This window comes from Catellatospora sp. KI3 (assembly GCF_029948125.1).
Lineage (GTDB): Bacteria > Actinomycetota > Actinomycetes > Mycobacteriales > Micromonosporaceae > Catellatospora.
On the sequence record NZ_JASAMB010000014.1, the window covers coordinates 1 to 25,024 of the forward strand.

Here is a 25,024-nt window from a genome sequence, read left to right on the forward strand (position 1 = left end):
GTCACAACCTCGGCTGGGACGCCGCCTCGCGACCGCAAGCGGCGATCATCGCCCGCTCGCGCTACGGAGGTCGCCGCTCCAAGCCAGCCATGGTCACGGTCGCTGGCCACAACCTCAGCGGCAAGGCCGCCTCGCGACCGCAAGGCGCGATCATCGCCAGCCCGCGCTGCGGAGGTCCACAGCTCCAACCGGCCATGGTCGCAGTCGCTGGTCAAAACCTCGGCGAGAACGCCGCAGCGCGACCGCAGGATGCGATCGACAGCTAAGCGAGGTCCGGAGATCACCGTTCCAGGTCAGAACGTTGCAGACAGCCCGGACACCGGTCAGGGTATCGACCTCGATTGGAGATCACTCGCCACTGCGCCACCCCGGAGATCGCCATTCGCGGACGCTCTCCGGGGTGGCGGGGCGGAAACGCCGTCCTGTGACCTGAAAGGCCGATCTCCACGCCCGACGCGGCCAAGATCGGTGTTCGGTGCCAAACGGTCACCGCTCAGCACGCTTTCTGTCCGAGCACCGCGATCTCCGCTGCCGGTGCGAGTCGGTGCGCGGTGCCACGCCGCTGCGGCGGTGACGGATTCGCGGCGGGCTTCAGGCGTTCCAGCGCAGTAGGACCGGGGTCTCCCGTTCGAAGCCCAACACGCTGACGGTGCCGGTCTCCAGGCGGAACAGCATGCCGTCGGAGGGCGGCAGGTCCAGCCAGCGGGCGGTCAGCACCCGCAGCTGGTGCCCGTGCCCGACCAGTGCGACGTCTCCGGTGGCCAGCATCGTCCGGGCCCGGTCGAGCACCCGGTCGGCGCGGGCACCGACCTGCCCGGCGGCCTCGCCGGCCGGGCAGCCGTGCTGCCACAGGCTCCACTCGGGCCGCTCCTGCCGGATCTCGACGGTCGTGCGGCCCTCGTAGGCGCCGTAGTTCCACTCCAGCAGGTCGTCGTCGGTGGCGGTGATGTCCAGCCCGGCCAGCCCCGCGGTGCGTACGGCGCGCTGCAGGGGAGAGCAGAGCACGGCCGCGAACGCCCGCCCGGCCAGCTGGGAGGCCAGTCTCCCGGCCTGCCGTTCGCCCTCGGGGGTCAGCGGCAGGTCGGTGAAGGAGGTATGGCGCCCGCTGGCGCTCCACTCGGTCTGCCCGTGCCTGATCAGCACGATCTCACGCATGACCACACGTTAGCGGCGTATGCGTCCGCCCGGGCGGTATCAGCCCTCGAGTTCAATTCCTAGCGTCCTAGGATCCCTTAGCGGATGGGCTCCGCCTCACAAGAACAGATGAGGACGCCCTTCGGGCGACGACATAACAGAAGGGCCCGGTCAGGCCGGGCTGTGCGCTCACAGAATGGAGTTGTGACCGAGGAGCCGCTCATCCCGCACTACGCCGGGGTGGACCGCAGCCCGGCGGAGGTGAGGGCCCGGCTGGCGGCGTACCTGGAGTCGGCGGCGGCGCATCCCGTGATCACGCGCATCCGCGAGGTCGCGGCCGACGCGATGCGGCTCGCGCCGGGTCAGCGGGTGCTCGACGGCGGGTGCGGGCTCGGCGAGGCGGCGTACCCGCTGGCGTTGCGGGTCGGGCCGGAGGGTTCGGTCGACGGGGTCGACAAGTCGCAGAACATGCTGGCGCTGGCCGACCGGCGCTACGCGGTGTGGCTGCGCAGCCATCCCGGGGCGGCGGCGGTCCGGTTCACCGTCGGTGATCTGACCGGGCTGGACTTCCCGGCGGGCAGCTTCGACGCGGTGCGGTGTGAGCGGACGCTGCAGCATCTGGACGACGCGCAGGCGGTGATCGCGGAGCTGGTGCGGGTGACGCGGCCGGGTGGGCGGGTGTGCCTGGTGGACACGGACTGGGAGTCGCTGGCGTTCGAGGGGATCGCCCACGAGGTGCTGACGCCGATGCTGTGGCGGCTGCGGCAGCGGACGGTGATGAGCAATCCGTCGATGGGGCGTACGCTGCGCAACCGGCTGCGGCAGGCGGGGGTGGTGGAGGTGGAGTGCCATCCGGTGACGGTGCACTTCACGGACCCGCAGGAGGCCCAGCATGTGGTGCCGTACTTCGAGCGGGAGGTGCTGCTGCAGATCGTGGGGCAGGGCGAGGGCAACGACGAGATGGTGTGCCGGTGGCTGGCGGCGGTGGCCGATGCGGCGCGGCGGGACGAGTTCCTGGTGGCGTTGACGATCTGGGTGGTGGCCGGGACGGCTCCGGTACGCGGAACGGGCGCCCGCTGAGCCGTGCGGGCGCCCGTTCTTCGTGCTGCGGTCAGTCCTGGTTCTGCTGCTCCTCGAGCTGCTTGCGCCACCACTTCTGGCCCGACTCGGGCAGGGTGTCGATCGGGTCGTAGTAGGCGTAGCGCTTGGCGAGCACCTCGGGGTCCTGGGTGGCCTCGATGGAGGTGCGGTAGTTCTTGGTCCAGTACGAGATGCCGTTGTCGCGGTCGTACTCGGTGAGCATGTGGACCCAGCGCTTGCCGACGAACGGGACGTCGCAGACGATGCGCGGGGTGGCGTAGCCGGGCAGGTAGCCCATGATGTCGTGCTGCAGTGCCTGGGCGTGGGCGACGGAGACGCGCCAGTGCTCGGCGTTGGGGATCATGTCGCACATGTAGAAGTAGTACGGCAGGATGTTGGCTTCGCCCTGGAGTGCGAAGCACAGGTCGAGCAGGTCGGGGCTGGTGGCGTTGACGCCCCGCATGAGCACGCCCTGGTTGCGCACGTCGCGTACGCCGACCTCCAGTGCCGTCTTTGCGGCGCGGGCGACGGTCGGGGTGATCGAGTTGACGTGGTTGACGTGGGTGTGGATGGCGAGGTTGACGCCGCGGCGGCGGGCGGTGCGGGCGACCCGTTCCAGGCCCTCGACGACGTCGGGCTGCAGCCAGTGCTGGGGCAGGCCCATCAGCGCTTTGGTGGCGAGCCGGATGTCGCGGATGGTGTCGATCTCGAGCAGCCGCATGAGGTAGGACTCGAGGTTCTTCCACGGCACGTTGGCGACGTCGCCGCCGGAGACGACGACGTCGCGTACGCCCGGGTGGGCCTTGAGGTAGGCGATGTGGGCGTCGTAGCGGTCGACCGGTTTGAGTTCCAGTTTGAGCTTCTCCACGGCCGGCGTGGAGTTGCCGACGAGGTCCATCCGGGTGCAGTGGCCGCAGTACTGCGGGCAGGTGGACAGCAGTTCGGCGAGCACCTTGGTGGGGTAGCGGTGGGTGAGGCCTTCGGCGACCCACATGTCGTGCTCGTGGAGGCTGTCGCGGCTGGCGTGGGGGTGGCTGGCCCATTCGGTGAGCCGGTCGGAGGCTACGGGGATCATGTAGCGGCGGACCGGGTCGGCGTAGAACGCCTCGGTGGTCAGTTCCTCGCGCGCCATGGTGTTCATCATCTGCGGCGGGACCAGCATGGACATGGTGGCCATGGCCTTCTGGTCGGCTTCGAGGTCGGTGTAGAAGCGCTCGTCGACGGTGTCACCGAGGAGGGCGCGCAGCTGCTTGATGTTCTTGACGCAGTTGACGCGCTGCCACTGTGCGGACTCCCACTGTGCGGGGGTGACGTTCCGCCAGCCCGGGAACCGGGTCCAGTCGGGTTCGACAAGTTCCACGCGGCGGTACTCGTAGGGCTGCCCAGCGTTCATCGGTGGCCTCTCCTTTGCGGTCCAGATGACCATACTGGAACTTCTTCGGCTCACCAACTATTCTGCCGTAGAATTTCCCGCGAGCGGTAACTTGGGCAGCAGATTTGCCTTGGTGATCGCGGGAGAGCGTCACTTTTTGAGGGAGAACCGGACAATGACGTCACCGATCGGGCTGCACCGGGTGCTGGAGCCGAGGGGCGTTCTGCCCCAGGCGGCGCTTCGGCTGGACAATTCGGCGGAGATCGGGCAGGACGAGGTCCGGATCTGCGTCGAGCGCCTGAACCTGGACGCGGCGAGCTTCCGGCAGCTGGAGACCAAGCACGAAGGCGACGGCGCGGCGGTACGCGCCGAGGTGCTCGACATCATCGCCGCGCGCGGCAAGATGCAGAACCCGGTGACCGGGTCGGGCGGCATGCTCATCGGCACGGTCGAGGCGGTCGGCCCGCGGTCGCCGCTGGGCCTGGCGGTCGGGGACCGCGTCGCGACCCTGGTCTCGCTGACGCTGACGCCGCTGGCCGTCACCGACGGGCTCAAGCGCTGGGACGGCCGCGGTGAGCAGGTCCCGTGCGAGGGCCACGCGATCCTGTTCGCGCGTTCGATCGCCGCGGTGCTGCCCGCGGACCTGGACCCGGAGCTGTCCCTGGCGGTGATGGACGTGTGCGGTGCGCCGGCGCTGACGGCGCGGGTGGTGGGCCAGCACGCCGAGCGCGGCGGCGCCCCCACGGTCGCGGTGATCGGCGGTGCGGGCAAGAGCGGTTCGCTGTCGCTGGCGGCGGCGCGCGCGGCCGGTGCGGCCCGTACGGTGGGGATCGTGCCGGTGGAGCGCGAGCGGGCGCTGCTGGAGCCGACGGGCCTGGCCGACGTGGTGGCGCTGGCCGACGCGCGCGACCCGGTGGCGCTGGCTGAGGCGGTGTCGGGGGCGCTGGGCGGTCCGGCGGACGTGACGGTCGTCTGCGTCGACGTGCCGGGCTGCGAGCATGGTGCGATCCTGTCGACGGCCGACGGCGGCACGGTCGTGTTCTTCTCGATGGCGACGAGTTTCGCGGCGGCGGCGCTGGGTGCCGAGGGGCTGGCCGCCGATGTGACGATGCTGGTCGGTAACGGCTACGTGCCTGGTCATGCGGCGTACGCGCTGGGTCTGCTGCGTTCGGTGCCCGCCGTTCGGGGATTGTTCGAGTCCCGGCTGCGGCAGGAGTCCTCGGCGGGTGCGCCGGACACGGCACACTGACCACATGCAGACTTCGGTGACCCCCCTGCCGGCGGAGCCCACGACGCTGTGGTGCAACGCTGTGGTTCGCAGTCCCGCCGACCCAGCCGCGACGGCGATGGTGACGCGCGGTCAGACGATCGTGTGGCTGGGCCCCCTGTCCGACGCGCCCAGCGCGGATGTCCGGGTCGATCTGGGCGGTGCGCTGGTGACCCCGGCGTTCGTCGACGCGCACGTGCACGCGACCGACACGGGTCTGGCCTTGGCGGGTCTGGACCTGTCGGCGGTGCGCAGCGCGACGGACCTGCTCAAGGCGGTGTCGGGGTTCGCCGACGGGCTCGGCCCGGAGGCGGTGCTGCTGGGCCACGGGTTCGACGAGAGCACCTGGGGTGCGGCGCAGGTCCCGCCGTCGGCGGCGGAGCTGGACCGGGCGGCGGGCGGCCGCAGCGTGTACCTGTCGCAGGCGTCGATCCATTCGGCGCTGGTCTCCTCGGACCTGCTGGCCCTGGCGGTCGGGGTGCCGGGTTTCGACGAGTCCGGCTGGGTGCGCCGCGACGCCCACCACGTGGTGCGGGAGAAGGCGTTCGGTCGGATCACGGCCGTTCAGCGGCAGCAGGCGCAGGCGACGGCGCTGCGGCACGCGGCGTCGCTGGGCATCGCGGCGGTGCACGAGTGCGGCGGTCCCGGCACGTCCAGCGAGGCCGACTTCACCGACCTGCTGCGCCTGTCCGGCCAGGGCCTGCCCGAGGTGTACGGGTTCTGGGGCGAGCTGATGGGCGCGGCCAAGGCCCGGGAGCTGGGTGCGGTCGGTGCGGGCGGTGACCTGTACGCCGACGGTGCCCTCGGCTCGCGTACCGCGCACGTGACCAAGGCGTATCTGGACGGCGAGCAGGGCTGCGGTCACGGCTATGTCACTGTCGAGCAGGTGCGTGATCATCTGCTGGACTGCCATGCGCACCGGATGCAGGGCGGTTTCCACGCGATCGGCGATGAGGCGATCTCGACGGTGGTGGCGGGGTTCGCGCTGGCGGAGCAGAGGCTGGGCGTGGACGTGCTCCGTGACGCCCGGCACCGGGTGGAGCATGCCGAGATCATGGACAAGCGGCTGATCGCCGCGTTCGTGGAGTTCGGGATCGTGGCGAGCATGCAGCCGGCGTTCGACCGGCTGTGGGGCGGGACGGGGCAGATGTACGCCCAGCGCCTGGGTGTGGAGCGGAGTCTGGCGTCGAACCCGATGGGGCAGATGCACAACACGGGTGTGGCGTTGGCGTTCGGGTCGGACAGCCCGGTGACGCCGCTGGATCCGTGGGGCAGTGTCCGGGCGGCGGTGTGGCATTTCAATCCGCAGCAGCGGATGAGTCCGAAGTCGGCGTTCGCGGCGCATACCCGTGGCGGGTGGCGGTCGGTGCACCGTGACGGGGAGGGGGTGCTGGTGCCGGGGGCGCCGGCGACGTTCGCGGTGTGGCGTGCCCCGGCTGGTCTGGCCGGCACCCTGCCGATGCTTGGGCAGCACGATGAGCTGCCGGTCTGTGTCCGTACTGTCCTTCGTGGAGAAACCATCTATGCACAGCAATAAACTGCACCTGGATCCGGAGCTGGTCGCTCGTGCCCGTGCCCTGGCGGCGCGGGCGGGGCGGCCGGTCGTGGACATGGCCCGTTCGCATACCACTGTGTCGGTGGAGCGGGCGGTGCTGCGGCTGGCCGGGATCACCGGTGCCGACGCCGACGGTATTCCGTGGGTGAACCGCCTGGTCGACGCGGTGCGCGCCGATGTGGGGCTGGGGCACGGGGTGGCGTTGCCGGTGTTCCACGCGGTGGCCGAGCATGGCCTGGCCGGGTCGGGTGCGGATCTGACGCTGCTGGCGCAGAAGGCGGCGTCGGGGTCGTTGCGGTTCGACCTGCCGCGCGGCAAGGCGGCCACGGCGGCGCGCAGGGCGGCGCGGCGGGCGGTCGCCGCCGGGATCAGGCAGGTGGACCGCAGCCGGGTCGAGCGCGACCGGATGATCAGAAGGTACGGTGATCCGAGGCAGCGTCCGTGGATCTATCTGATCGTGGCGACCGGTGACATCTACGAGGACATCCCGCAGGCGCAGGCCGCCGCCCGCGCGGGCGCCGACGTGATCGCGGTGATCCGCTCCACCGGCCAGTCGCTGCTGGACTATGTGCCTGAGGGCGCGACCCGGGAGGGTTTCGCGGGTACGTACGCGACGCAGGAGAACTTCCGGCTGATGCGCGCGGCGCTGGACGAGTCGAGCAGGGAGCTGGGCCGCTATGTGCGTCTGACGAACTACGCGTCGGGTCTGTGCATGCCGGAGATCGCGACATTGGCCGGGCTGCAGCGGCTGGACATGATGCTCAACGACTCGATGTACGGCATCCTGTTCCGTGACATCAACCCGATCCGCACGTTCGTGGACCAGCGGTTCAGTCGCCAGATCCACGCGCGGGCCGGGATCGTCATCAACACCGGTGAGGACAATTACCTCACGACCGCCGACGCGGTCGAGGCCGCGCACACGGTCACGGTGTCGCAGCTGCTCAACGAGTACTTCGCGCACGAGGCGGGGTTGGCCGACTGGCAGCTGGGCCTCGGGCACGCGTTCGAGATCAACCCGGATCTGCCGGAGTCGTTCCGCCTGGAGCTGGCGCACGCGCTGCTGGCGCGGGAGCTGTTCCCGAACGCCCCGCTGAAGTGGATGCCGCCGACCAAGCACATGACCGGCGACGTGTTCCGGGGCAATCTGCTCGACGGGTTCTTCAACCTGGTCGGCACGCTCACCGGCCAGGGCATCCTGCTGGTCGGCATGATGACCGAGGCGGTGGTGACGCCGTGGCTGTCCGACCGCGACATCGCCCTGCAGAACGTCCGGTACGTCCTGAACGCGGCCGGCAACCTGCACGAGGACTTCATGCCCGCGCCCGGCGGGTTCATCCAGCGGCGCGCCCACCAGGTGCTCGACGAGGCCATCGACCTGCTCGCGAAGATCGAGGACGACACCCTGCTCAACGCGATCGCCGACGGCACCTTCGGGATCATGAAGCGGCCCGCGGACCGGGGCAAGGGCCGTGACGGGGTCGCCGCGCACGAGGACGGCTACTACAACCCGGCCACCGACATCCTGGAGGCGCCGGCCAAGGGGGAGCAGCAGTGAGCACGGTCATCCGCCCGTACGGCGACACCACCGGCGACGGTATGACCCAGGTCAGTTTCACGTTGCCGCTGCCGCACGACAAGAAGGCCGAAGGCGCGGCGTTGCAGCTGGCGGGCAAGATGGGCCTGGACCCGGCGATGCTGGTGCACGCCAAGCAGATGGGTGACGGGTTCACGTTCTTCGTCGTGTACGGGTCGGTGCGGCACCTGGTGGAGCTGGACAAGGTGCAGGTCGTGGAGCGGGACTTCCCGCTGTTGGGCGCCAAGGAGGTCAACACGGTCGTCAAGCAGAAGCTGCGCCGCAAGCTGTCGGTGGTCGGGGCGACGATCGGCACCGACGCGCACACCGTCGGCATCGACGCGATCCTCAACGTCAAGGGCATCGCCGGCGAGAAGGGCCTGGAGTACTACCGGGAGCTGAAGGTCGTCAACATGGGCGCGCAGGTGACGGTGCCGGAGCTGGTCGCGGCCGCGAAGGCGGAGAAGGCCGACGCGGTGCTGGTGTCGCAGGTGGTGACGCAGCGCGACGCGCATCTGCACAACACGCGGGAGATGTCGGCGGCGTTCCGGGAGGCGATGCCGGCCGACAGGCGGCCGCTGCTGATCGTCGGCGGGCCGCGCTTCGACGAGCTGATGGCCGGTGAGCTGGGCGTGGACCGGATCTTCGGCCGTGGTACGACCCCGCGGGAGGTCGCCAGCTACCTGGTGCACGCCCTGATCACGCAGCGCGCCGAGCGCAAGAAGGAGAAGACGGCAGCATGAGTGTCGGATTGAATGTGACGCACCGCCGGTATGTGCCGTACAGCCACGCCCACTACGCGGGCGACCTCGTCGACGGCGCGTACGCCCTCGCCGCGTTCGGGGATGTGGCGACGGAGGTGTGCATCCGCACCGACGGTGACGAGGGCCTGTTCGCGTCGTACTCCGATGTGCAGTTCAAGGCGCCGATGCGGGCCGGGGACGTGCTGGAGGTCTCCGCGACGGTGACCCGGATGGGGACCCGCAGCCGCACCATCGACTTCGAGGCGCGGGTGGTGTGCCGGGGGCGGCCGGACGTGTCGGAGTCGGCGGCGGAGGTCCTGGACCCGCCGGTGGTCGCGGTGACGGCGACCGGCACCGTGGTCGTACCGAAGAAGTGACGTGCTGATCTGCTGCGTCGACGTCGGGTCGACGTTCACGAAGGCGGCGCTGGTCGACACCGGCGACGGGCGGCTGGTCGCCACGGGCAGCCACCGCACCACCGTCGGCACCGACGTGCTGCACGGCCTGGACGCGGCCGTGGCCGCGACGGGGCACCGCCCCGACGGGCTGCTGGTGTGCTCGTCGGCCGGCGGGGGCCTGCGCCTGGCTGTCGTCGGGTACGAGCGTCTCGTGACGGCGCAGGCCGGGCACCGGGTCGGCCTGTCGGCCGGGGCGAGGGTCGTCCACGTCGCCGCCGGGATCCTCGACCGCGACGGCCTGGCCGCGCTGCGGGCCGCCCGGCCGGACGTGGTGCTGCTGGTCGGCGGCACCGACGGCGGTGACGTCGACACGGTCACCGCCAACGCGACCCGGCTGGCCAGGGCCCGCTGGCGGGTCCCGGTGGTCCTGGCGGGCAACGCCGACTGCCGCCAGGAGCTGCACGACCTGCTCGCCGGCGCCGGGGTGCCGACGGTGGCGGTGGCCAACGTGCTGCCCGCGATCGGGGCCCTGGACCCGGGTCCGGCGCGGGCGGCGATCCGGCAGGTGTTCCTGCAGCACGTCATCGGCGGCAAGAAGCTGTCCCGGGGGCCCCGGTTCGCGTCGCTGGTGCGGGCGGCGACCCCGGACGCGGTCCTGTCGGGCGTGGAGCTGCTGGCGGCGAGCCTGGGCCAGGACCTGCTGGTCGTCGACGTCGGCGGGGCCACGACCGACGTGTACTCGGTGCTGATCCCCGACGCCGAGCACCTGGCCGGGGTCCGCGACGAGGTCGCCGGGGTGCTGTGGGCGGCCCGGACGGTCGAGGGGGACCTGGGGATGCGCTGGTCGGCGCCGGGGGTCGTCGCGGCGGCGGTGGGGGAGAAGCTGCTGCCGCACGACGACACCCACGCCCTGGCGCAGGCCGCGGACCTGCGGGCCGAGCATCCCGGGTTCGTCGCCGACAGTGCGCTGGAGCAGGCCGTCGACTGGCGGCTGGCCGAGCTGGCGGTGGCTGTGGCGCTGCGCCGCCACGCCCGCGGTGAGGCGGTCGTGGCGGGCGGGCCGCGCCGCGGCGGCCGGGACCTGCGGGACGTGGCGCTGGCGATCGGGTCGGGCGGGGTGCTGCGGCACAACCCGCCGCAGGTCGCGCAGCGGATCATGGCGGCGGGGCTGACCGACAGCGCGGGCGGGTGGCCGCTGCCGCGGGCGCCGCGCACGGTCGTCGACGCGTCCTACATCCTGGCCGCGGCGGGACTTCTCGCGGCCGAACATCCGGCCGCCGCGGCGGCCCTACTCGCCGCTGAGCTGCGGTGACGAGTCCCCGGACGGGTAATGGTCACGCTGCGTGCACGCGTGCTCAAATTGACCCGGCGGTGGGCTCACGCGTACCGTCGTAAGGTCCTCCGCCGCAGCGATCGGCTCGATCCACTCGGTTCGATGGTGCGGCAGGCGGTGAGGCGGTGGCCAGTAGACAACGATCCGACGCCGGGCAGCCGGCCAGGCGCGGATCGGCCCGAAGGTCACCGGCCGCGGCCGCTTGCAGGAGTTGGGGAGTGCGGGGCGCGGCCGTCGGCCGCGCCCCGATTCTTGTGTAGCCTGGGCCGCACCCCGGGTGTGATCTTCGGCCGGGGCGGCGCTCCGCGCCCGGCTGCGACAGATAGGTGATGTGGTGACGGTGCAGACCCTCGCCCCCGCGACCCCGCCCAGCCCGTCCGCGCCCGCCCCGGGCGGTCGGCGGCTGTGGCCTGCGCTGGTGCTGGCGGTGCTGTCCGGGCTGGCGCTGCTGGTGTCGTTCCCGCCGTACGGCCTGTGGTGGGCCGCGCCGCTCGGGGTCGCCGGGCTGGCGCTGGCGGTGCACGGTCGGCGGCTGCGCGCCGGCGCCGGACTGGGGCTGATCACCGGCCTGGTGTTCTTCGCGCCGCTGCTGTCGTGGACGAACCTGCACGTCGGGTACGCGCCGTGGCTGCTGCTGGCCGTGTTCCAGGCCACGTACCTGCTGCTGCTGGGCATGGCCCTGGCGTGGGCCAGCCCGCTGGCGGCCCGCCGCCCGGGGCTGTGGCCGCCGGCGGTGGCGCTGCTGTGGACGGCGCAGGAGGCGCTGCGCGACCGGGCCCCGTTCGGCGGCTTCCCGTGGGGCAGGCTCGCGTTCAGCCAGGACGACGCCCCGACGCTGATGCTGGCCCGCCTCGGCGGCGCCCCGCTCGTCACGTTCGCGGTGGCGCTCGCCGGTGGCCTGCTGGCCGCCGCGTGGCTGGCCCTGCGCCCGGCTGCCGCCGATCCGGCCGGGTCTGCGGCAGGGCCCGGCCCGGCCCGGCCGGTGGGCGGCCCGCGCCGTGGCGCCGTGGCCGCGTACGCCGGTGCCGCGCTGGCGGTGGTCGGCGTCGGGCTGGCCGTGCCCGCCGCGCGGCCCGACGGGGCGCCGGTGACCGTCGCGATCGTGCAGGGCAACGTGCCGCGCCTCGGGCTGGACTTCAACGCCCAGCGGCAGGCGGTGCTCAACAACCACGCCCGCGCCACCGTCGACCTGGCCCGCCGCGTCGCCGCGGGTGAGACCGCCCGCCCCGACCTGGTGATCTGGCCGGAGAACGCCTCCGACATCGACCCGCTGCGCAACATCGACGCCGCCGCCGCGATCGACGAGGCCGCCACCGCGATCAACGCCCCGATCCTGGTCGGCGCGGTCCTGTCCGGCCCCGGAGCGGGCCAGTCGCGCAACGCGGGCCTGGTGTGGCTGCCGCGCCAGTCGACGTACGGGCCGCCCGCGCAGATGTACCTCAAGCAGCATCCGGTGCCGTTCGCCGAGTACCTGCCGCTGCGCCCGATCGTCGAACCGATCGCGCAGGCCATCACCAACCAGGCGAAGCTGCTGCGCACCGACTTCGTCGCCGGGACCGCCCCCGGGGTGCTGACGCTGGGCCCGGCGAAGGTCGGCGACGTCATCTGCTTCGAGGTCGCCTACGACGACGTCGTCAACGCGACCGTCCGGTCCGGGGCGCAGCTGCTGGCGGTGCAGACCAACAACGCGACGTTCGACGTGGCCGAGGCGACGCAGCAGCTGGCGATGGTGCGGCTGCGGGCCGTCGAGCACGGCCGCGACAGCCTCATGGCCTCAACAGTCGGTGTGTCCGGTTTTGTAACTGCTGACGGTTCTGTGCATGATGCAACTGAATTCAATACCGAAGCGGTGGTGGTACGGCAGCTGCGGCTGGGCACCGGGTCAACGCTGGCGACCAGGGTGGGCGCGTGGCCGGAGGCCGCCGCGGCGCTGGGCGCGGCGCTGGTGCTGGCCGGAGCGGGTGTGCTGCGCCGGCGCCGGAAGCGCGGAGCGTGACCGGGGCGACATGAGGGAGGCCCGCGTGGGCGAGGCAGACGGCGGCGACGGCTACCCGGGCGTGGGCCGGGTCCTGGTGATCATCCCGACGTACAACGAGAAGGAGAACGTCGCCTCGATCGTCGGGCGGGTCCGCGCGGCGACCCCGCAGGTCGACATCCTGATCGCCGACGACAACAGCCCCGACGGCACCGGCGCGATCGCCGACGCGATGGCCGCCGCCGACCCGCGGATCAAGGTCCTGCACCGGCCCGGCAAGCAGGGCCTCGGTGCTGCGTACATCGCCGGGTTCGGGTGGGCCGACGAGCACGGCTACGACGCGGCCGTGGAGATGGACGCCGACGGCTCGCACGCCCCCGAGCAGCTGCCGCTGCTGCTGGACGCGCTGCGCGGCGCCGACGCGGTCATCGGGTCGCGGTGGACCCGCGGCGGCAGGGTCGTCAACTGGCCGCTGCACCGGCTGCTGCTCTCGCGCGGAGGCAACCTGTACACCCGGACCGTGCTGGGCATGGGGGTGCGTGACGCGACCGGCGGGTACCGGGCGTACCGTACCGACGTCCTACGCAAGATCGAGGTCGAGACGGTGGCGTCGCAGGGCTACAGTTTCCAGGTCGAGCTGACCTGGCGGACGTTCCGCCACGGCTTCCGGATCGTGGAGGTCCCGATCACCTTCGCCGAGCGCGAGCACGGCGCGAGCAAGATGAGCGGGTCTATCGTGAAAGAGGCGCTGTGGCGGGTGACCGTGTGGGGTGCGCAGGCTCGGCGGGACGCGCTGCGGCGCGCGTTCAAGCCAGGCGACCGCTGGCCGTGAGGCCGGCGCGGAGGTGAATCGGATTTGCGCAGGCTGCGGTGGGTTCCGGCGGCTGTCCTACTGGTCGGGGCGGTCGAGTTCCTGATCTTCCTGTGGCTGGCCGCGCAGATCGGGCCGCTGTGGGCGGTGCTGCTGGTGGCGGCCCTGTCGGTGCTGGGGATCGTGCTGATGCGCCGGGAGGGCATGGCCGGATGGCGGCGGCTGCGGGCGGCCCGGCAGGGCGGCGACCCGCGCGGGGAGCAGGCCCTGGACGCGGTCGTCGGGTTGGCCGCGGCGCTGCTGCTGGTCATCCCGGGGCTGCTGACCGGGCTGCTGGGGCTGCTGCTGCTGATCCCGCCGGTGCGGGCCGCGGTCCGGGCGCGGGCCCGCGCGGCGACCGAGAAGCGGATCCCGGCCGGTACGGCCAACAGCGTCTTCGGGCCGCGCCGGGTGCGGGTGAGCACGACCACCCCGCAGCACCCGCCCGCGCAGCAGCCGGGCCCGAATCCGGCGCCCGCGGCCGGGCCGCCGGAGGTCATCGAGGGTGAGATCGTCGACTGATCCCGCCGCTGGAACATATGCGAAAGGCGCCCCGGGCGGACCCGGGGCGCCTTCTCGGTTATCAGGGCGCGGTCAGCGGCCGCGCTTGGTGCGGACCTCGGCCAGGCGCTCGTTGAGGATCTCCTCGAGCTCCTCGATGGAGCGGCGCTCCAGCAGCATGTCCCAGTGCGTGCGCGGCGGCTTGACCTTCTTCTGCTCCGGCTCGGTGCCGTCGACCAGCCGGGCGACGCTGCCGTCGAACTTGCACTCCCACATCGACGGGACCTCGGCGTCGACGGCGAACGGCACCTCGAAGCGGTGGCCGTTGGCGCACTGGAATTCGCGGGTCTGCCGGGGCGCGAGTTCGGTGTTGCGGTCCGACTCGTAGCTGACGGCTCCCAGTCGGCTTCCCCGCAGCATGCGCTCGCCCATACCAGCTCCTCACGTTTGGAAACGACTTCCGGGTGGTGCAACACGCCGCGGCTGGGCAAGATTCCCTCTTTGGTGACGCAGCGTGTCGTAGAACTGTAGCGGTATCGGATTCGTGAGACAGCCTCACCCGTACCCCGGACCGCGATATCGTCCGTTTGAAGACGTTTTGCGGGGAACATCACCTCCGAGGGGACGCGATGGCGACCAGCACGGCGCCGGCCGCAAAGCCGGTCAAAACCTGGATGGGCCACCCCGGCGGGCTCGTCGTGCTGTTCCTCACCGAGATGTGGGAGCGGTTCAGCTTCTACGGCATGCGGGCCATCCTCACCCTCTTCCTGGCCGCCTCGGCGACCGTCGGCGGCTTCGGGATGACCGCGGCGTCGGCGGCGGTGCTGTACTCCATCTACAACTCGATGGTCTACTTCATGGCCCTGCCCGGCGGCTGGATCGCCGACCGGCTCATCGGCACCCGCCGCAGCGTCCTGTACGGCGGCATCGTCATCGCACTGGGTCACTACGCGCTGGCGGCCGGGTCCAAGGCCATGTTCTACCTCGGCCTGGTCCTCATCGTGCTCGGCACCGGCCTGCTCAAACCCAACATCTCCGCCATGGTCGGCGAGCTGTACGACAAGCACCCGGAGATGCACGAGTCGCGGCGCGACGCGGGCTTCACCCTGTTCTACCTCGGCATCAACCTGGGCGCGTTCATCGCCCCGCTGCTGACCGGCTACTTCGCGGCCAAGAACGACTGGCACCTGGCGTTCGGCATCGCCGCGGTCGGCATGACCCTGGCCGTCATCCAGTACATCTTCGGCCACCGGCGGCTGGAAGGGGTCGGGCTCAAGGCCCACAAGCCGCTGCTGAGCCACGAACGCAGCAGACTGCTCAAGATCGCCGCCGTGGTGGTGGCGGTCGTCGCGGTGCTGCTGATCGCCGATGTGGCCGCCGGCACGTTCAAGGCCGACCACGTCATCAACGCGCTGACGCTGATGGCGCTGGTCGTGCCCGCGGCCTACTTCCTGATGATGTTCCGCGACAGGTCGCTGACCACCCAGGAACGCTCCCGCGTCAGCGCCTACGTGTGGATCTTCATCGGGGCGGCGCTGTTCTGGATGATCTACGACCAGGCGGGCAGCCTGGTGAACCTGTTCACCGAGACCGACGTCGACCGGCAGGTCGGCAGCTTCGAGATCCCCACCGCCTGGTTCCAGTCCATCAACCCGGTGCTGATCCTGCTGCTGGCGCCGCTGTTCGCGTGGACGTGGACCAGGCTCGACCGGCGCCAGCCCGGCACCCCGGTCAAGTTCTCCTGGGCGCTGCTGGGCATCGGCCTGTCGTTCCTGGTCATGGGCGCCGCCGGGGCCGCCGCCGGCCGCGGCCTGATCTCCCCGTGGTGGATCGTGCTCGTCTACTTCATCCAGACCTGCGCCGAGCTGCTGCTCAGCCCCGTCGGCCTGTCGGTCACCACCAAACTCGCCCCGCTGCGCTACGCCAGCCAGGTCATGGGCCTGTGGTTCCTGGCCAGCTCCGCCGGCAACGCCCTCAACACGTGGGTCACCCCACTGGCCGAGAAGCTGCCCGCGGGCGTCTACTACGGCGGCCTGGGCCTGCTGGCCATCGCGGTCGGCATCTGCTTCTGGTTCGGCTCGCGCAGGATCGGCCGGCTGATGCACGGCGTGCACTGAGGAACGGAGTCTGATGAGCCACGACACCGCCGCCCTGGACCTGCGCCGCGACCTGCGCGACGGCGCCGCCGCCCGGCTGCACCGCGACCTGGCCGAACTGGCCTGCCGCTACCCGGTCGAACCGGTGACCGCGCTGGCCGGGCAGCTGCTGGAGACCCAGGAGCTCGGCTTCACCGCGCTGGAGACCGACCCCGACCCCGACCGCGACCGGCACCGCTACGCCCTGGTCGCGGTCGCGACCGGGCTGATGGCCCACGTCGGCCACGACCTCGGCCGCGGCCACCAGGCGATGGCCCTGGCCCGCACCATGTACGCCTGCGCCGACAACGCCGACCACGGCTGCCTGCGGTCCTGGGCCCGAGGCATGCAGAGCCTGATCGCGTACTGGGCCGGACGCCCGCAGGAGGCGGCCCGGTTCGCCGAGTCCGGCAGCGCCATGGCCGCCGAGGCCACCGGCACCGTCACCTGCTGGCTGGCCGGCTCGCAGGCACGCGCCCACGCCGTGCTCGGCGCCGTCGAAGCGACCCGCCTGGCCCTGGTCCGCGCCGACGACCTGCGCGAACGCCACGCCAGCGACGACCTCGACGCGCTGGGCGGGCAGCTGACGTTCAGCCTGGCCCGGCAGCACAGCTACGCCGCGCAGGCGTACGCGATGCTGCCCGAGTGCGCCCAGCAGGCCGCCCACGAGGCCACCCGCGCGCTGGCCCTGTTCGGGTCCGGCCCGGCCGAGCACCGCTCCTACCGCGACGAGGCCGCGGCCCGGTGCGCCCTGGCGCTGTCGCGGGTGCACACCGGCGAACCCGACGGCGCCCGCGACGCCCTCGTCCCGGTCCTGTCGCTGGACCTGCCCCGGCGGGTCACCGAGGTCATGGTCAGCGTCGACCGCGTCTACACCGCGCTGCGCGAGCGCCGCTACGCCGACGCGCCCGTCGCCCGGCAGCTGCGCGACGAGATCGAGTTCTTCGCCCAGCGCCCCGCCTCGGCCCTGACGAACTGACCCGGCCCCGCCCCGCCCAGCTCGCGGGCGCGTGTTCGTGCAGTTTCGGGGGAGACTGCGCGAAACACGGCCGTCTAGGCGGCAGTTTCCCCGAAACTGCCGCCTGTCAGCCTGCCGCTACGCGCGGCTGGCGGACAGGCGCAGCACGGCCGCGTGGGCGTCGGCGACCACGTCGGCGTCGGGCCGGGGCCCGTGCGGGGCGCGGGCCGGTGCCGCCGAGCGGCAGGCCGGTCCACGCTCCGCGCGCGTACGGCCGGTGCCCCACCGGGACACCGACCACGCCACCGGCCCGTCACCTGCCCGCGCTGCCATCCGTGCAGTGTCGCACCGTGCCGGGCCGGCCCAGCCGAACGGCGGCCCCGGCACGGTCCGGACGCGCCGTTCAGTCGGCGGCCTGCTCGGAGGTCCGCCGCTCGTCGTGCTCGTCGTCCGGGCCGTAGCGGGCCCGCTCCGTGCGGGCGTCGGACTCGGCCAGGATGGCCTCGGCCTGGGCCTGCGGATCGTCGCTGCCCACGGCGAGCTCCTCGGGCAGCAGTCTGTCGGCCCTGCTGCCGACCCGTTGCTCGTTCATGCCCACCGGCTACCGCGACCCGGCGCCCGCTAAACACGGTGCGGCCCGGTCGTGGCGGCGGGTTCAGTTCGGGGCGGTGGTCAGCCAGGTCGTGCCCAGGCCGGTGAGGGCGGTGCGCTGCGCGGCGGTCAGCGGGCTGCGGCCGGTGGCCGCCCGCAGCAGGCCGGGCCGGTCGGTGCCGAGCAGGGCGGCGGCGGCGCCGGTCTGCGGGCCGAACAGCAGCCCGGTGACGACGTCGGCGGCCTGGCCGGTCAGCCACGGGGCGACGCCGAGCGCGTCGGACAGGTCCAGGCCGTGCACGGCCAGTTCCACGACGCGGGTCACCTGGAAGTCGGTCAGCCGCATCGGGTCGCCGTGGCGGGTGGCGACCAGGCGCGGCGCCGTCGCGGTGACGCGGGCGGTGACGGCGGCGCACTGCTGCTCGCACCAGTCGATCAGCTGCGGGCCGGTGCGGGCGGCGGCGAACTCGTGCGCCGAGTCGACGCGGGCGCTGTCGGCGGCGGGGGCGAACCGGGCGTCGGGGGCGTAGTAGCGGGCGGTGCTGATCGGCTCGGCCGACGGGGCCGGGGCGTCGAGCATGTCCAGGGTCCGCGACACCGCGACGGCGGTGTGGGCGAGTTCGTCGCGCACCGTCCACGGCGGGCAGCAGGTGGGCCGGTCCAGGTCGGCCTCCGGTACGGCGCGCAGCCCGGCGACCAGCGCCGCCGCCTCCGCGGCCAGGGCCGCGGTGACGGTCGCCGCGTCGGGGACCAGCGACACCACCCGGAACCGGTCGGCCACGCACACGGTGTCGTCGTCGACGGTGAACCCGGGATCGCCGAGCCAGGCGCGCATCTGCTCGCCGTGCCAGAACCGCTCGTGCCCGGCCCGCCACTGCGCGACGGTCCGGTAGCCCTCGCCCTCGGCGATGGCGTGGTCGAGGTCCACTTCGGCCAGGCGTACCAGGCGTACGCCGGTGGTCTGCAGGATCGCCAGGGGCTGGCCCGCCGAGTCGATCATCACGGAGCGCTCGCCGGGTACGGGCAGCGGCTCGCCGTCGTGCTCGTAGCCGGCCAGCAGGCCGGTGGAGGAGGTCTTGTGGCCGGCGAGGACCGCGGCGACGAGCTGGTCGCGCAGCGGGCCGGGGAACGCGAACTCGGCGTCGGGCAGGTCGGCGTAGGTCACGCCGGCGAGCCTAGACCGCGCTCGCCGGGTCCCCCTTGACGCCGCTACTACGCCCTGCGATGCTACGCACAACGTAGTAGAAACGAGGTGGTGTCGTGGCCGGACTGTCCGACCTGGGCCGGTTCTCCGAACCGGCGATGCACGTGCTGATCAGCCTCGCCGACGGCCCCAAGCACGGGTACGCCATGCAGGACGACATCGGCGCGCTCACCGGCACCCGCCCCGGACCCGGCACCCTCTACGGCGCGGTGCGGCGCCTGGAGGAGCACGGCTACATCCAGGCCCTGCCCGAGCAGGACCGGCGCAAGCCGTACCGGCTCACCGACGCCGGACGGGCCGCGCTGACCGCCGAACTCAGACGCATCGAACACCTGGCCGGCACCGGCCTGCGCCGCCTGGCGGTGGCCTGATGCGCCGCCTGGCCACGCTCGCGCTCGCCCTGTACCCGCGCCGCATCCGCGACCGCTACGGCGACGAGATCGCCGGCCTGCTGCGCGACTCGCCCCGCCCGTGGCGGGACCTGGCCGACGTGGCCTGGTGCGCCCTCGGCGACCGGATCACCCACCGAGCGGAGACCTTCACCATGGCCCGTGCCCGCACCACCGCCCTGCGCACCGCCTGGCTGCTGGCGTCCCCGGCGGCGCTGACCGCCGTCCTCGCGGCGTTCATGGCCGCGGCGGGACCGCTGCTGTTGCTGGCCGAGCGGTTCACCCGGGTCGACGAGCACGCCGCACACACCGCGTACGCGGTGATGGTCCTGCCCGCCGCGGCGCTGGCGGCGCTGCTGGGCGCCCGGACCGGCCGCCGCGGCGTGGCCCGGCCCTGGCTGGCGGTGCCCGCCGCGATGGCGGTGGGCCTGGTGGCGATCGCGTCGGTGCCCGACGCAGGGCAGATCCTCGGCGAGCACACCGGCGCCAGCGCGGCCGCGATCGCGCTGTGGGCGGCGGGCACCGCCGTCCTGGCCCGGCTCGGCCTGGCCCTGCGCGGCCGGTGGCGCTGGCCGGTCCAGGTGCTCGGCGCGCTGGCCGTGCTCGAACTGGCCACCATGGCGTACGTGCTGATCAGCCTCGACGCGGTCCGCGCACCCCGGCAGTACGCACCGCTGTGGTATCCCACGGCGATGACGGCCCAGGACAGCGGCGTCGTCGACGGTGCGTACCTGCAGCTCGCCGACGTCATCAAGATCCTGCCCGCGATGCTGACCGTGTGCACCGTGTTCGTGCTCGCCGTGAGCGCGGCCGCGGCGAAGACGCCCCGGACCGCGCCGCAACCGGCTTGACTCTGACGTAACGGCAGCCCTCAGCCTTGACCACGGAAAGGAGAGAACCGTGGCCTACACCGTGGGAAAGGTCGCCGACCTCGCCGCAGTGACCGTGCGCACGCTGCACCACTACGACGAGATCGGCCTGCTGTCGCCCAGCGAGCGCTCGCACAGCGGCTACCGCCGCTACGACGACGCCGACCTGGAGCGGCTGCAGCAGATCAGGTACTACCGGGAGCTGGGGTTCTCACTGGAAGAGATCGCGGCCATCCTCGCCGATCCGGGCGCCGACGCCACGGCGCACCTGCGCCGCCAGCACGAGCTGCTGACGGCGCGGATCAGACGGATGCAGGAGATGGTCACCGCGATCGAGTTCGCGATGGAGGCAAGCAAAGTGGGTATCCAGCTCACGCCCGAGGAACGCTTCGAGGTGTTCGGGGACTTCGACCCCGACGACCACGCCGAGGAGGCCGAGCGGCGGTGGGGCGGCACCGACGCCTACAAGGAGTCGGCCCGCCGTACCGCGCAGTACAGCAAGGAGGACTGGCTGCGGCACAAGGCCGCCAACGAGGACTGGGGCGGCCGCTTCACCGCCCTGATGGACTCCGGCGCCGCCGCCGACAGCGCCGCGGCCATGGCACTGGCCGAGGAGCACCGGCAGCTCATCAGCCAGTGGTTCTACGAGTGCTCGTACGAGATCCACACCGGCCTGGCCGACATGTACCTGGCCGACGAGCGCTTCACCGCCACCTACGAGGCGATCAAGCCGGGGATGACGCGGTTCCTGCACGACGCCATCCACGCCAACGCCGTCGACCGCGCGTAGGCGTGAGACCGCTGCCGGTCCCGCTGTGTGCCCGGGACCGGCAGCGGTCAGTTGTCGGACTTGAGGTGCGTGTCCGGGCCCGGGTAGAGCAGGCCCTCGTGCTGGTCGTCCTCCCAGCGCACCGTGTACGGCGGGCTGCCGTCCTCGTGCGGCACCGCGATGATCACACCGATGCGGCGGTGGTCGCCGACGTGCGCGCCCTCGACGATGATCGTATCCCCGACCTTGGCCTTCATGGGGCTCACCTCCTCGTCCATTGTCCGGTCGCGCAGGCCGGTGCGCAGGTCAACGCGGTCGCCGCCAGCCCGCTGGCAGCTCGTACTCCCAGCCGGGCTGCCACGCGAACGGCACCGACACCAGCCGGTGCAGGTCGGCGCCCTCCAGCAGCACCGCCAGGGCGTGCCGGTTGGCCGAGTGGGCCACCAGCACCAGCCGCCGGCCGTCGTGCCGGTCGGCGAGCTCCTCCAGCAGGTCGGCGGTCCGGTCGACGACCTGCCGGTAGGACTCCCCGCCGGGGAACGGCGTGTCCACCCGCTGCGCCCGCTGCCGGTCGAGCCTGGCCACCGGCGCACCGTTGAGCTGCCCGTAGTCGCACTCGCGCAGCCGGGCGTCCAGGCGGATCTCCACACCGGTGCCGCCGAACGCGAGCTGCGCGGTCTGCACCGCCCGGTGCAGGTCCGAGCTGTAGACCAGGTCCACGCCGTCGTCGCGGCGGCGCCGGGCCAGGTCGGCGGCGTCGCGCAGACCCCGTTCGGACAGCTCGCCGGGCAGCCAGCCGGTGGCGATCCCGGCCTCGTTGTCGGTGGTGGTGGAGTGGGTCTCGTACACCAGGCGCACGCTCATACGCTGTGCACGCCGACGGCGGTGCGACCGGTTGTCCCGGTCAGTGCAGTTCGCGGAACCAGTGCAGCGGCGTGGCGGCGGTGAAACCGAGACGGGCCAGCACGGCCGCGCTGGGCGGGTTGTCGAACTCCAGTTCGGCCACCACCCGGCGGGCACCGGCCGCGGCGGCAGCCTCGACCAGCGCCCGCGCGGCCTCGGTCGCGTAGCCGAGGCCGCGAGCCGACTCGGCCAGCCCGTAGCCGATCTCGACGATGCCGTGCCCGTCCGGGGCGCCGTGGAAGCCGGCCCCGCCGACGAACACTCCGCTGTCGCGGACCTGGACCGCGTACGGCACCCACAGCCCGCCCGGCGCCCCGGCCCGCAGGTACATGCGGGCGGTGTCCCGGTCCCCGGTGAACGGGTAGTCCGGCGCCCAGCGCGGGTCGCGCGGCGCGCCGTCGGCGATCATCGACGCCAGGATCGGCGTGTACGGGTGCAGCACCAGCCGCGCGGTCTCGATCACAAGCACCGCAGCCTACCCGCGGGACGGCACCCCGGCGGGCCGTCGGGGAGGATGGCAGCCATGACGTGGACCGCCCCGCAGATCACCCGCGCCGACGAGCCGTACGTGGGCTCCGAACGCACCATCCTCGAGGGCTACCTCGACTGGCACCGCACCACGCTGCTGCGCAAGTGCGCCGGGCTGACCGGCGAGCAGCTGTGCCTGGCCTCGACGCCGCCGTCGAACCTGACCCTGCTGGGCCTGGTCCGGCACATGACCGACGTGGAGCGGGGCTGGTTCCGGCGCCGGGTCGCCGGCCAGCAGGTCGAGTCGCAGTACTCCCACGCCGACGGCCGGGGCGGCGCCTCGTTCGACCTGATCGACCCGGCCGGCGCCGAGGCCGACTACGACCTGCTGGTCAAGGAGTGGCAGCTGTGCCGCGACGCGGTGGCCGACCTGGACCTGACCGCCGAGTTCGTCCACGACCGCACCGGCGCGCGGATGTCGCTGCGCTGGGTGTACGTCCACCTGATCGAGGAGTACGCCCGCCACAACGGCCACGCCGACCTGCTGCGCGAGCGCATCGACGGCGACACCGGCTTCTGACCCGGGCGGCCGGGTGCCCCCACACCTGCGGTGAGCTGCGCGACCGTACCCGTGGGGGCATACGTCGTGTCCTGTGCGCGGCAGACCCGCTACGCTTCGCAGTGTGGACCGCCGCGACCGACGCGCCGCGGCCGCGCCCCCGCAGGCGCGGCCGGGCCGCCGCGCTGCCGTCGCGGCCGACCTGGCCGAGCTGCGCGGCCCGACCGGTGGCGTGGTCCACCTGCCGCACCGGCTGTTCTGGCAGCCCGACCGGGGCGTCGACCTCGCCGACACGCACCTGCTGACCTGGTTCTACGAGACCGTGCTGCGCGAGGCCCGCACCAGCGCCGAGCTGCGCATGTGGCTGCACGGCCCGACCCTGGTCCGGCTGTGGCCCGACCTGTTCCTGCCCCGCGGCGTCCGCCGCGCCTGGGAGGAGCGCCACCCGCAGCTGCGCACCCAGGTCCCGTCCCCGTGACCGGCGGCGCGCAGGCGCTGCAGCACGACGTCGCCCGCATCGCCCTGTCGGTGGCCCGCGCCCACGGGTTCGCCCTCGGCGGCGGGCACGCCCTCAACCTGTACGGCATCGTCCACCGCGGCACCGAGGACGTCGACCTGTTCACCGACGTCGACGGCGGCGTGCGCGCCGCCGGTGCCCTGGTCGCCGCCGCGCTGGCCGACGCGGGCCTGCACGTCACCACCTACGGCGACGACCTCGGCGAGGTCTTCGACGGGCTCGACGACGAACTGGTCGAGTTCGAGGTGACCCGGGGCGCGGCGGTGATGCGGCTGACCCTGGCCCGCTTCGACCGCGAACGCGGCCCCGTCGTCATGGACATCGGGCCGGTGCTGCACCTGGACGACGTGCTCGGCGGCAAGGTCGCCGCGCTGGCGGCCCGCGCCGAGCCCCGCGACTTCGTAGACGTCGCCGGGGCGCAGCGCCGCTACGACCGCGCGCAGCTCATGGCGCTGGGGGTGCGGGCCGACCCGACCCTGGCCGCCGACGACTTCGCCGCCGCGATGCGCCGCCTGGACCGCCTCGACGACTCCGTCTGGCAGCACCTGTACGGCCTGAGCCCGCAGGCGTGCGCGGCGGTGCGGGCCGCGTTCGCCGACTGGCCCCGCTGACCGGTCCGGGCACCCCGGCCGGGCGCCCGGACCACAGCGGTCAGTCCCTGCCGCCGCCCAGCGCCAGCGCGAACGAGAAACCGCCGACGACCGCCTCGACCCGGCCCAGTCCGCTCACCGCCCGGCCCGCGGTATCGCGGTGGTCGGCCGCCGAACCGTCACCCAGCGCACCGAGGCTGTTGTCACCCCAGGACAGGAAACCGGCGTCGTCGTCGACCAGCGCGTACGACGTCGTGGCCCCCGCGGCCACGGCCCGCGCCCCGGTGACGCCGACGACGACGCCCGGGGTGTCGCGGCCCGTCCCGGTCCGGCCGTCGCCGAGCTGACCGGCGTCGTTGAGGCCCCAGGACCGGACCGTCCCGTCGCGCAGCAGCGCCAGGACGTGCCCGGCACCCGCCGCCACAGACCGGACCCGGGCGAGCCCCGGCACCGCCGCCGGACGCGGCTCGGCCTGCGCGGCCGACCCCGTGCCGAGCTGGCCCTCGGTGTTGCTGCCCCAGGTCATGACCGTGCCGTCGGACAGCCGCACCACCGACGTCGCGAACCCGGCCGCGACCTGCTCGACCCCGCGCAGACCCGCCACCGGCGCGGGCGCGGCCGCCGTCCCGCCCACCTGCCCGTCGCCGAGCTGCCCGGCGCTGTCGTCACCCCACGCCACCACGGTGCCGTCCTTGAGCAGCGCCAGCGAGTACGCGTCGCCCGCCGCGATCGCGCGGACCCTGCGCAGCCCCGGCACCCGCACCGGCACCCGCACGTCGGGCCCGGTCGAACCCAGGCCCAGCTGGCCCAGGTCGTTGGCGCCCCACGCCGCGACCGTCCCGTCGGCGCGCAGGGCCAGGCTGTGCCGCTCCCCGGCCGCCACCGCCACGGCGTCGTCCAGGTCCGACACCACCCCCGGGGTGGTGTGCTGGCCGGTGGTGCCGTCGCCGAGCTGCCCGTCGTCGTTGAGCCCCCACGCGCGTACCGAGCCGTCGTCCAGCACCGCCAGGCTGTGGAACACCCCGGCCGCCGCAGCGGCCACCGGCGGCAGCCCCGCCACGGTCACCGGGGTCCACCGCGACTGCTCGGTGCCGTCGCCGAGCTGCCCGAACGCGTTGGCGCCCCAACCGCCCAGCGTGCCCTGCGGTGCGGCGCGCCCGGTCGCGTCCACCGGCGCGGCGGCCGCACCGTCGGGCGGCAGCGTCAGCAGCAGCCCCAGTACGGCCGCGCCGAGCAGGCGGCGCCGATCGGATGTCGATGTCATGTGTGATCCCCCGTGACGGCACGG

General features: G+C 73.0%; 29 protein-coding genes and 1 pseudogene. 19 read left to right on the forward strand and 11 right to left on the reverse strand.

The window, feature by feature from the left end; genetic code table 11:
• Positions 1-266: hypothetical protein (locus QEZ54_RS21720; protein ID WP_281306527.1), on the forward strand; the 266-nt coding region annotated here is incomplete at its 5' end.
• A gap of 325 nt (positions 267-591) precedes the next feature.
• Here QEZ54_RS21720 and QEZ54_RS21725 read toward each other — a convergent pair.
• A complete protein-coding gene (locus tag QEZ54_RS21725; protein ID WP_281306528.1) occupies positions 592-1,155 on the reverse strand; it encodes a histidine phosphatase family protein in 564 nt (187 codons plus the stop codon).
• A gap of 183 nt (positions 1,156-1,338) precedes the next feature.
• Between QEZ54_RS21725 and QEZ54_RS21730 the strand changes: the two genes are divergently transcribed.
• The gene (locus tag QEZ54_RS21730; RefSeq protein WP_281306529.1) at positions 1,339-2,214 is read left to right on the forward strand and encodes a methyltransferase domain-containing protein; all 876 of its coding nucleotides are present in this window, start codon (positions 1,339-1,341) and stop codon (positions 2,212-2,214) included.
• A gap of 31 nt (positions 2,215-2,245) precedes the next feature.
• Here the strand turns inward: QEZ54_RS21730 and QEZ54_RS21735 are convergent, their stop codons facing one another.
• The gene (locus QEZ54_RS21735; RefSeq protein ID WP_281306530.1) at positions 2,246-3,607 is read right to left on the reverse strand and encodes a lysine 2,3-aminomutase; all 1,362 of its coding nucleotides are present in this window, start codon (positions 3,605-3,607) and stop codon (positions 2,246-2,248) included.
• 154 nt (positions 3,608-3,761) lie between these two features.
• On the opposite strand from QEZ54_RS21735, the gene QEZ54_RS21740 reads away from it, so the two are divergent.
• From QEZ54_RS21740 to QEZ54_RS21780, 9 genes are all read left to right on the forward strand, one after another.
• Positions 3,762-4,835, forward strand: a complete 1,074-nt coding sequence (locus QEZ54_RS21740) for a zinc-binding alcohol dehydrogenase (protein WP_281306531.1) — start codon at positions 3,762-3,764, stop codon at positions 4,833-4,835.
• 4 nt (positions 4,836-4,839) lie between these two features.
• A complete protein-coding gene (locus QEZ54_RS21745; protein ID WP_281306532.1) occupies positions 4,840-6,390 on the forward strand; it encodes an amidohydrolase family protein in 1,551 nt (516 codons plus the stop codon).
• The gene (locus QEZ54_RS21750) at positions 6,377-7,966 is read left to right on the forward strand and encodes a lysine 5,6-aminomutase subunit alpha (protein WP_281306533.1); all 1,590 of its coding nucleotides are present in this window, start codon (positions 6,377-6,379) and stop codon (positions 7,964-7,966) included. The genes QEZ54_RS21745 and QEZ54_RS21750 overlap by 14 nt, the downstream gene beginning before the upstream one ends.
• A complete protein-coding gene (locus QEZ54_RS21755) occupies positions 7,963-8,727 on the forward strand; it encodes an OAM dimerization domain-containing protein (protein WP_281306534.1) in 765 nt (254 codons plus the stop codon). The genes QEZ54_RS21750 and QEZ54_RS21755 overlap by 4 nt, the downstream gene beginning before the upstream one ends.
• Positions 8,724-9,104: a hotdog domain-containing protein gene (locus tag QEZ54_RS21760; RefSeq protein ID WP_281306535.1), complete on the forward strand. Its 381-nt coding sequence runs from the start codon at positions 8,724-8,726 to the stop codon at positions 9,102-9,104. The genes QEZ54_RS21755 and QEZ54_RS21760 overlap by 4 nt, the downstream gene beginning before the upstream one ends.
• 1 nt (position 9,105) lies before the next feature.
• Positions 9,106-10,437 carry a glutamate mutase L gene (locus tag QEZ54_RS21765; protein WP_281306536.1) on the forward strand — a complete coding sequence of 444 codons (1,332 nt, stop codon included), beginning with the start codon at positions 9,106-9,108 and terminating at the stop codon, positions 10,435-10,437.
• Positions 10,438-10,861: 424 nt separating this feature from the next.
• Entirely contained in the window at positions 10,862-12,454 is a 1,593-nt protein-coding gene (gene lnt, locus QEZ54_RS21770) for an apolipoprotein N-acyltransferase (protein ID WP_281306702.1), read from the forward strand.
• 25 nt (positions 12,455-12,479) lie between these two features.
• Complete coding sequence (locus tag QEZ54_RS21775; RefSeq protein ID WP_281306537.1) at positions 12,480-13,265, forward strand: polyprenol monophosphomannose synthase; 786 nt, start codon at positions 12,480-12,482, stop codon at positions 13,263-13,265.
• Positions 13,266-13,289: 24 nt separating this feature from the next.
• Positions 13,290-13,805, forward strand: coding sequence for an FxsA family protein (locus QEZ54_RS21780; RefSeq protein ID WP_281306538.1), 516 nt, complete (start codon positions 13,290-13,292; stop codon positions 13,803-13,805).
• Between the two features lie 72 nt (positions 13,806-13,877).
• Here QEZ54_RS21780 and QEZ54_RS21785 read toward each other — a convergent pair whose 3' ends face one another.
• Entirely contained in the window at positions 13,878-14,216 is a 339-nt protein-coding gene (locus QEZ54_RS21785) for an RNA polymerase-binding protein RbpA (protein WP_217396276.1), read from the reverse strand.
• 197 nt (positions 14,217-14,413) lie between these two features.
• On the opposite strand from QEZ54_RS21785, the gene QEZ54_RS21790 reads away from it, so the two are divergent.
• Complete coding sequence (locus tag QEZ54_RS21790) at positions 14,414-15,901, forward strand: peptide MFS transporter (RefSeq protein WP_281306539.1); 1,488 nt, start codon at positions 14,414-14,416, stop codon at positions 15,899-15,901.
• 13 nt (positions 15,902-15,914) lie between these two features.
• Positions 15,915-16,898, forward strand: coding sequence for a hypothetical protein (locus tag QEZ54_RS21795; RefSeq protein WP_281306540.1), 984 nt, complete (start codon positions 15,915-15,917; stop codon positions 16,896-16,898).
• 117 nt (positions 16,899-17,015) lie between these two features.
• Here QEZ54_RS21795 and QEZ54_RS21800 read toward each other — a convergent pair whose 3' ends face one another.
• The 4 genes and pseudogenes from QEZ54_RS21800 to QEZ54_RS21815 form a co-directional block, all read right to left on the reverse strand.
• Positions 17,016-17,210 carry a hypothetical protein gene (locus QEZ54_RS21800; protein ID WP_281306541.1) on the reverse strand — a complete coding sequence of 65 codons (195 nt, stop codon included), beginning with the start codon at positions 17,208-17,210 and terminating at the stop codon, positions 17,016-17,018.
• Positions 17,211-17,280: 70 nt separating this feature from the next.
• Entirely contained in the window at positions 17,281-17,469 is a 189-nt protein-coding gene (locus QEZ54_RS21805; protein ID WP_281306542.1) for a hypothetical protein, read from the reverse strand.
• Between the two features lie 63 nt (positions 17,470-17,532).
• On the reverse strand, positions 17,533-18,231 hold the full coding sequence (locus tag QEZ54_RS21810; RefSeq protein ID WP_281306703.1) for a maleylpyruvate isomerase N-terminal domain-containing protein: 699 nt from the start codon (positions 18,229-18,231) through the stop codon (positions 17,533-17,535).
• Positions 18,217-18,633, reverse strand: a pseudogene (locus QEZ54_RS21815) (ASCH domain-containing protein); the annotation flags it as partial. The gene QEZ54_RS21810 and the pseudogene QEZ54_RS21815, both read right to left, overlap by 15 nt.
• Positions 18,634-18,728: 95 nt before the next feature.
• Here QEZ54_RS21815 and QEZ54_RS21820 point away from each other — a divergent pair.
• From QEZ54_RS21820 to QEZ54_RS21830, 3 genes are read left to right on the forward strand one after another with little or no spacing between them, the layout of a single operon-like run.
• Positions 18,729-19,043, forward strand: a complete 315-nt coding sequence (locus QEZ54_RS21820; protein ID WP_281306543.1) for a PadR family transcriptional regulator — start codon at positions 18,729-18,731, stop codon at positions 19,041-19,043.
• The gene (locus QEZ54_RS21825; RefSeq protein WP_281306544.1) at positions 19,043-19,912 is read left to right on the forward strand and encodes a hypothetical protein; all 870 of its coding nucleotides are present in this window, start codon (positions 19,043-19,045) and stop codon (positions 19,910-19,912) included. Before QEZ54_RS21820 ends, QEZ54_RS21825 begins: the two co-directional genes overlap by 1 nt.
• Before the next feature lie 49 nt (positions 19,913-19,961).
• Positions 19,962-20,720 carry a MerR family transcriptional regulator gene (locus QEZ54_RS21830; RefSeq protein ID WP_281306545.1) on the forward strand — a complete coding sequence of 253 codons (759 nt, stop codon included), beginning with the start codon at positions 19,962-19,964 and terminating at the stop codon, positions 20,718-20,720.
• Positions 20,721-20,767: 47 nt separating this feature from the next.
• Here QEZ54_RS21830 and QEZ54_RS21835 read toward each other — a convergent pair whose 3' ends face one another.
• From QEZ54_RS21835 to QEZ54_RS21845, 3 genes are read right to left on the reverse strand one after another with little or no spacing between them, the layout of a single operon-like run.
• The gene (locus QEZ54_RS21835) at positions 20,768-20,956 is read right to left on the reverse strand and encodes a DUF1918 domain-containing protein (protein WP_281306546.1); all 189 of its coding nucleotides are present in this window, start codon (positions 20,954-20,956) and stop codon (positions 20,768-20,770) included.
• 49 nt (positions 20,957-21,005) lie between these two features.
• Entirely contained in the window at positions 21,006-21,563 is a 558-nt protein-coding gene (locus tag QEZ54_RS21840) for a histidine phosphatase family protein (RefSeq protein ID WP_281306547.1), read from the reverse strand.
• Positions 21,564-21,603: 40 nt separating this feature from the next.
• The gene (locus QEZ54_RS21845) at positions 21,604-22,065 is read right to left on the reverse strand and encodes a GNAT family N-acetyltransferase (RefSeq protein WP_281306548.1); all 462 of its coding nucleotides are present in this window, start codon (positions 22,063-22,065) and stop codon (positions 21,604-21,606) included.
• A gap of 60 nt (positions 22,066-22,125) precedes the next feature.
• Between QEZ54_RS21845 and QEZ54_RS21850 the strand changes: the two genes are divergently transcribed.
• From QEZ54_RS21850 to QEZ54_RS21860, 3 genes are all read left to right on the forward strand, one after another.
• Positions 22,126-22,650, forward strand: coding sequence for a DinB family protein (locus tag QEZ54_RS21850; RefSeq protein ID WP_281306549.1), 525 nt, complete (start codon positions 22,126-22,128; stop codon positions 22,648-22,650).
• Between the two features lie 103 nt (positions 22,651-22,753).
• Entirely contained in the window at positions 22,754-23,107 is a 354-nt protein-coding gene (locus QEZ54_RS21855) for a hypothetical protein (protein ID WP_281306550.1), read from the forward strand.
• Positions 23,104-23,757 (forward strand): nucleotidyl transferase AbiEii/AbiGii toxin family protein, encoded by a 654-nt coding sequence (locus QEZ54_RS21860; protein ID WP_281306551.1) that lies wholly within the window; start codon positions 23,104-23,106, stop codon positions 23,755-23,757. The genes QEZ54_RS21855 and QEZ54_RS21860 overlap by 4 nt, the downstream gene beginning before the upstream one ends.
• A 40-nt stretch (positions 23,758-23,797) precedes the next feature.
• On the opposite strand, the gene QEZ54_RS21865 is transcribed toward QEZ54_RS21860, so the two are convergent.
• Positions 23,798-25,000: a cell wall anchor protein gene (locus tag QEZ54_RS21865; protein ID WP_281306552.1), complete on the reverse strand. Its 1,203-nt coding sequence runs from the start codon at positions 24,998-25,000 to the stop codon at positions 23,798-23,800.
• Positions 25,001-25,024: the final 24 nt, after the last annotated feature.

Coding starts and splice junctions, on each gene's coding strand:
- QEZ54_RS21740 (WP_281306531.1), top strand. CDS start 3,762: ATGACGTCACCGATCGGGCTGCACCGGGTGCTGGAGCCGAGGGGCGTT.
- QEZ54_RS21840 (WP_281306547.1), bottom strand. CDS start 21,563: ATGAGCGTGCGCCTGGTGTACGAGACCCACTCCACCACCACCGACAAC.
- QEZ54_RS21785 (WP_217396276.1), bottom strand. CDS start 14,216: ATGGGCGAGCGCATGCTGCGGGGAAGCCGACTGGGAGCCGTCAGCTAC.
- QEZ54_RS21745 (WP_281306532.1), top strand. CDS start 4,840: ATGCAGACTTCGGTGACCCCCCTGCCGGCGGAGCCCACGACGCTGTGG.
- QEZ54_RS21800 (WP_281306541.1), bottom strand. CDS start 17,210: ATGGCAGCGCGGGCAGGTGACGGGCCGGTGGCGTGGTCGGTGTCCCGG.
- QEZ54_RS21825 (WP_281306544.1), top strand. CDS start 19,043: ATGCGCCGCCTGGCCACGCTCGCGCTCGCCCTGTACCCGCGCCGCATC.
- QEZ54_RS21750 (WP_281306533.1), top strand. CDS start 6,377: ATGCACAGCAATAAACTGCACCTGGATCCGGAGCTGGTCGCTCGTGCC.
- QEZ54_RS21725 (WP_281306528.1), bottom strand. CDS start 1,155: ATGCGTGAGATCGTGCTGATCAGGCACGGGCAGACCGAGTGGAGCGCC.
- QEZ54_RS21735 (WP_281306530.1), bottom strand. CDS start 3,607: ATGAACGCTGGGCAGCCCTACGAGTACCGCCGCGTGGAACTTGTCGAA.
- QEZ54_RS21865 (WP_281306552.1), bottom strand. CDS start 25,000: ATGACATCGACATCCGATCGGCGCCGCCTGCTCGGCGCGGCCGTACTG.
- QEZ54_RS21835 (WP_281306546.1), bottom strand. CDS start 20,956: ATGAAGGCCAAGGTCGGGGATACGATCATCGTCGAGGGCGCGCACGTC.
- QEZ54_RS21850 (WP_281306549.1), top strand. CDS start 22,126: ATGACGTGGACCGCCCCGCAGATCACCCGCGCCGACGAGCCGTACGTG.
- QEZ54_RS21790 (WP_281306539.1), top strand. CDS start 14,414: ATGGCGACCAGCACGGCGCCGGCCGCAAAGCCGGTCAAAACCTGGATG.
- QEZ54_RS21805 (WP_281306542.1), bottom strand. CDS start 17,469: ATGAACGAGCAACGGGTCGGCAGCAGGGCCGACAGACTGCTGCCCGAG.
- QEZ54_RS21795 (WP_281306540.1), top strand. CDS start 15,915: ATGAGCCACGACACCGCCGCCCTGGACCTGCGCCGCGACCTGCGCGAC.
- QEZ54_RS21760 (WP_281306535.1), top strand. CDS start 8,724: ATGAGTGTCGGATTGAATGTGACGCACCGCCGGTATGTGCCGTACAGC.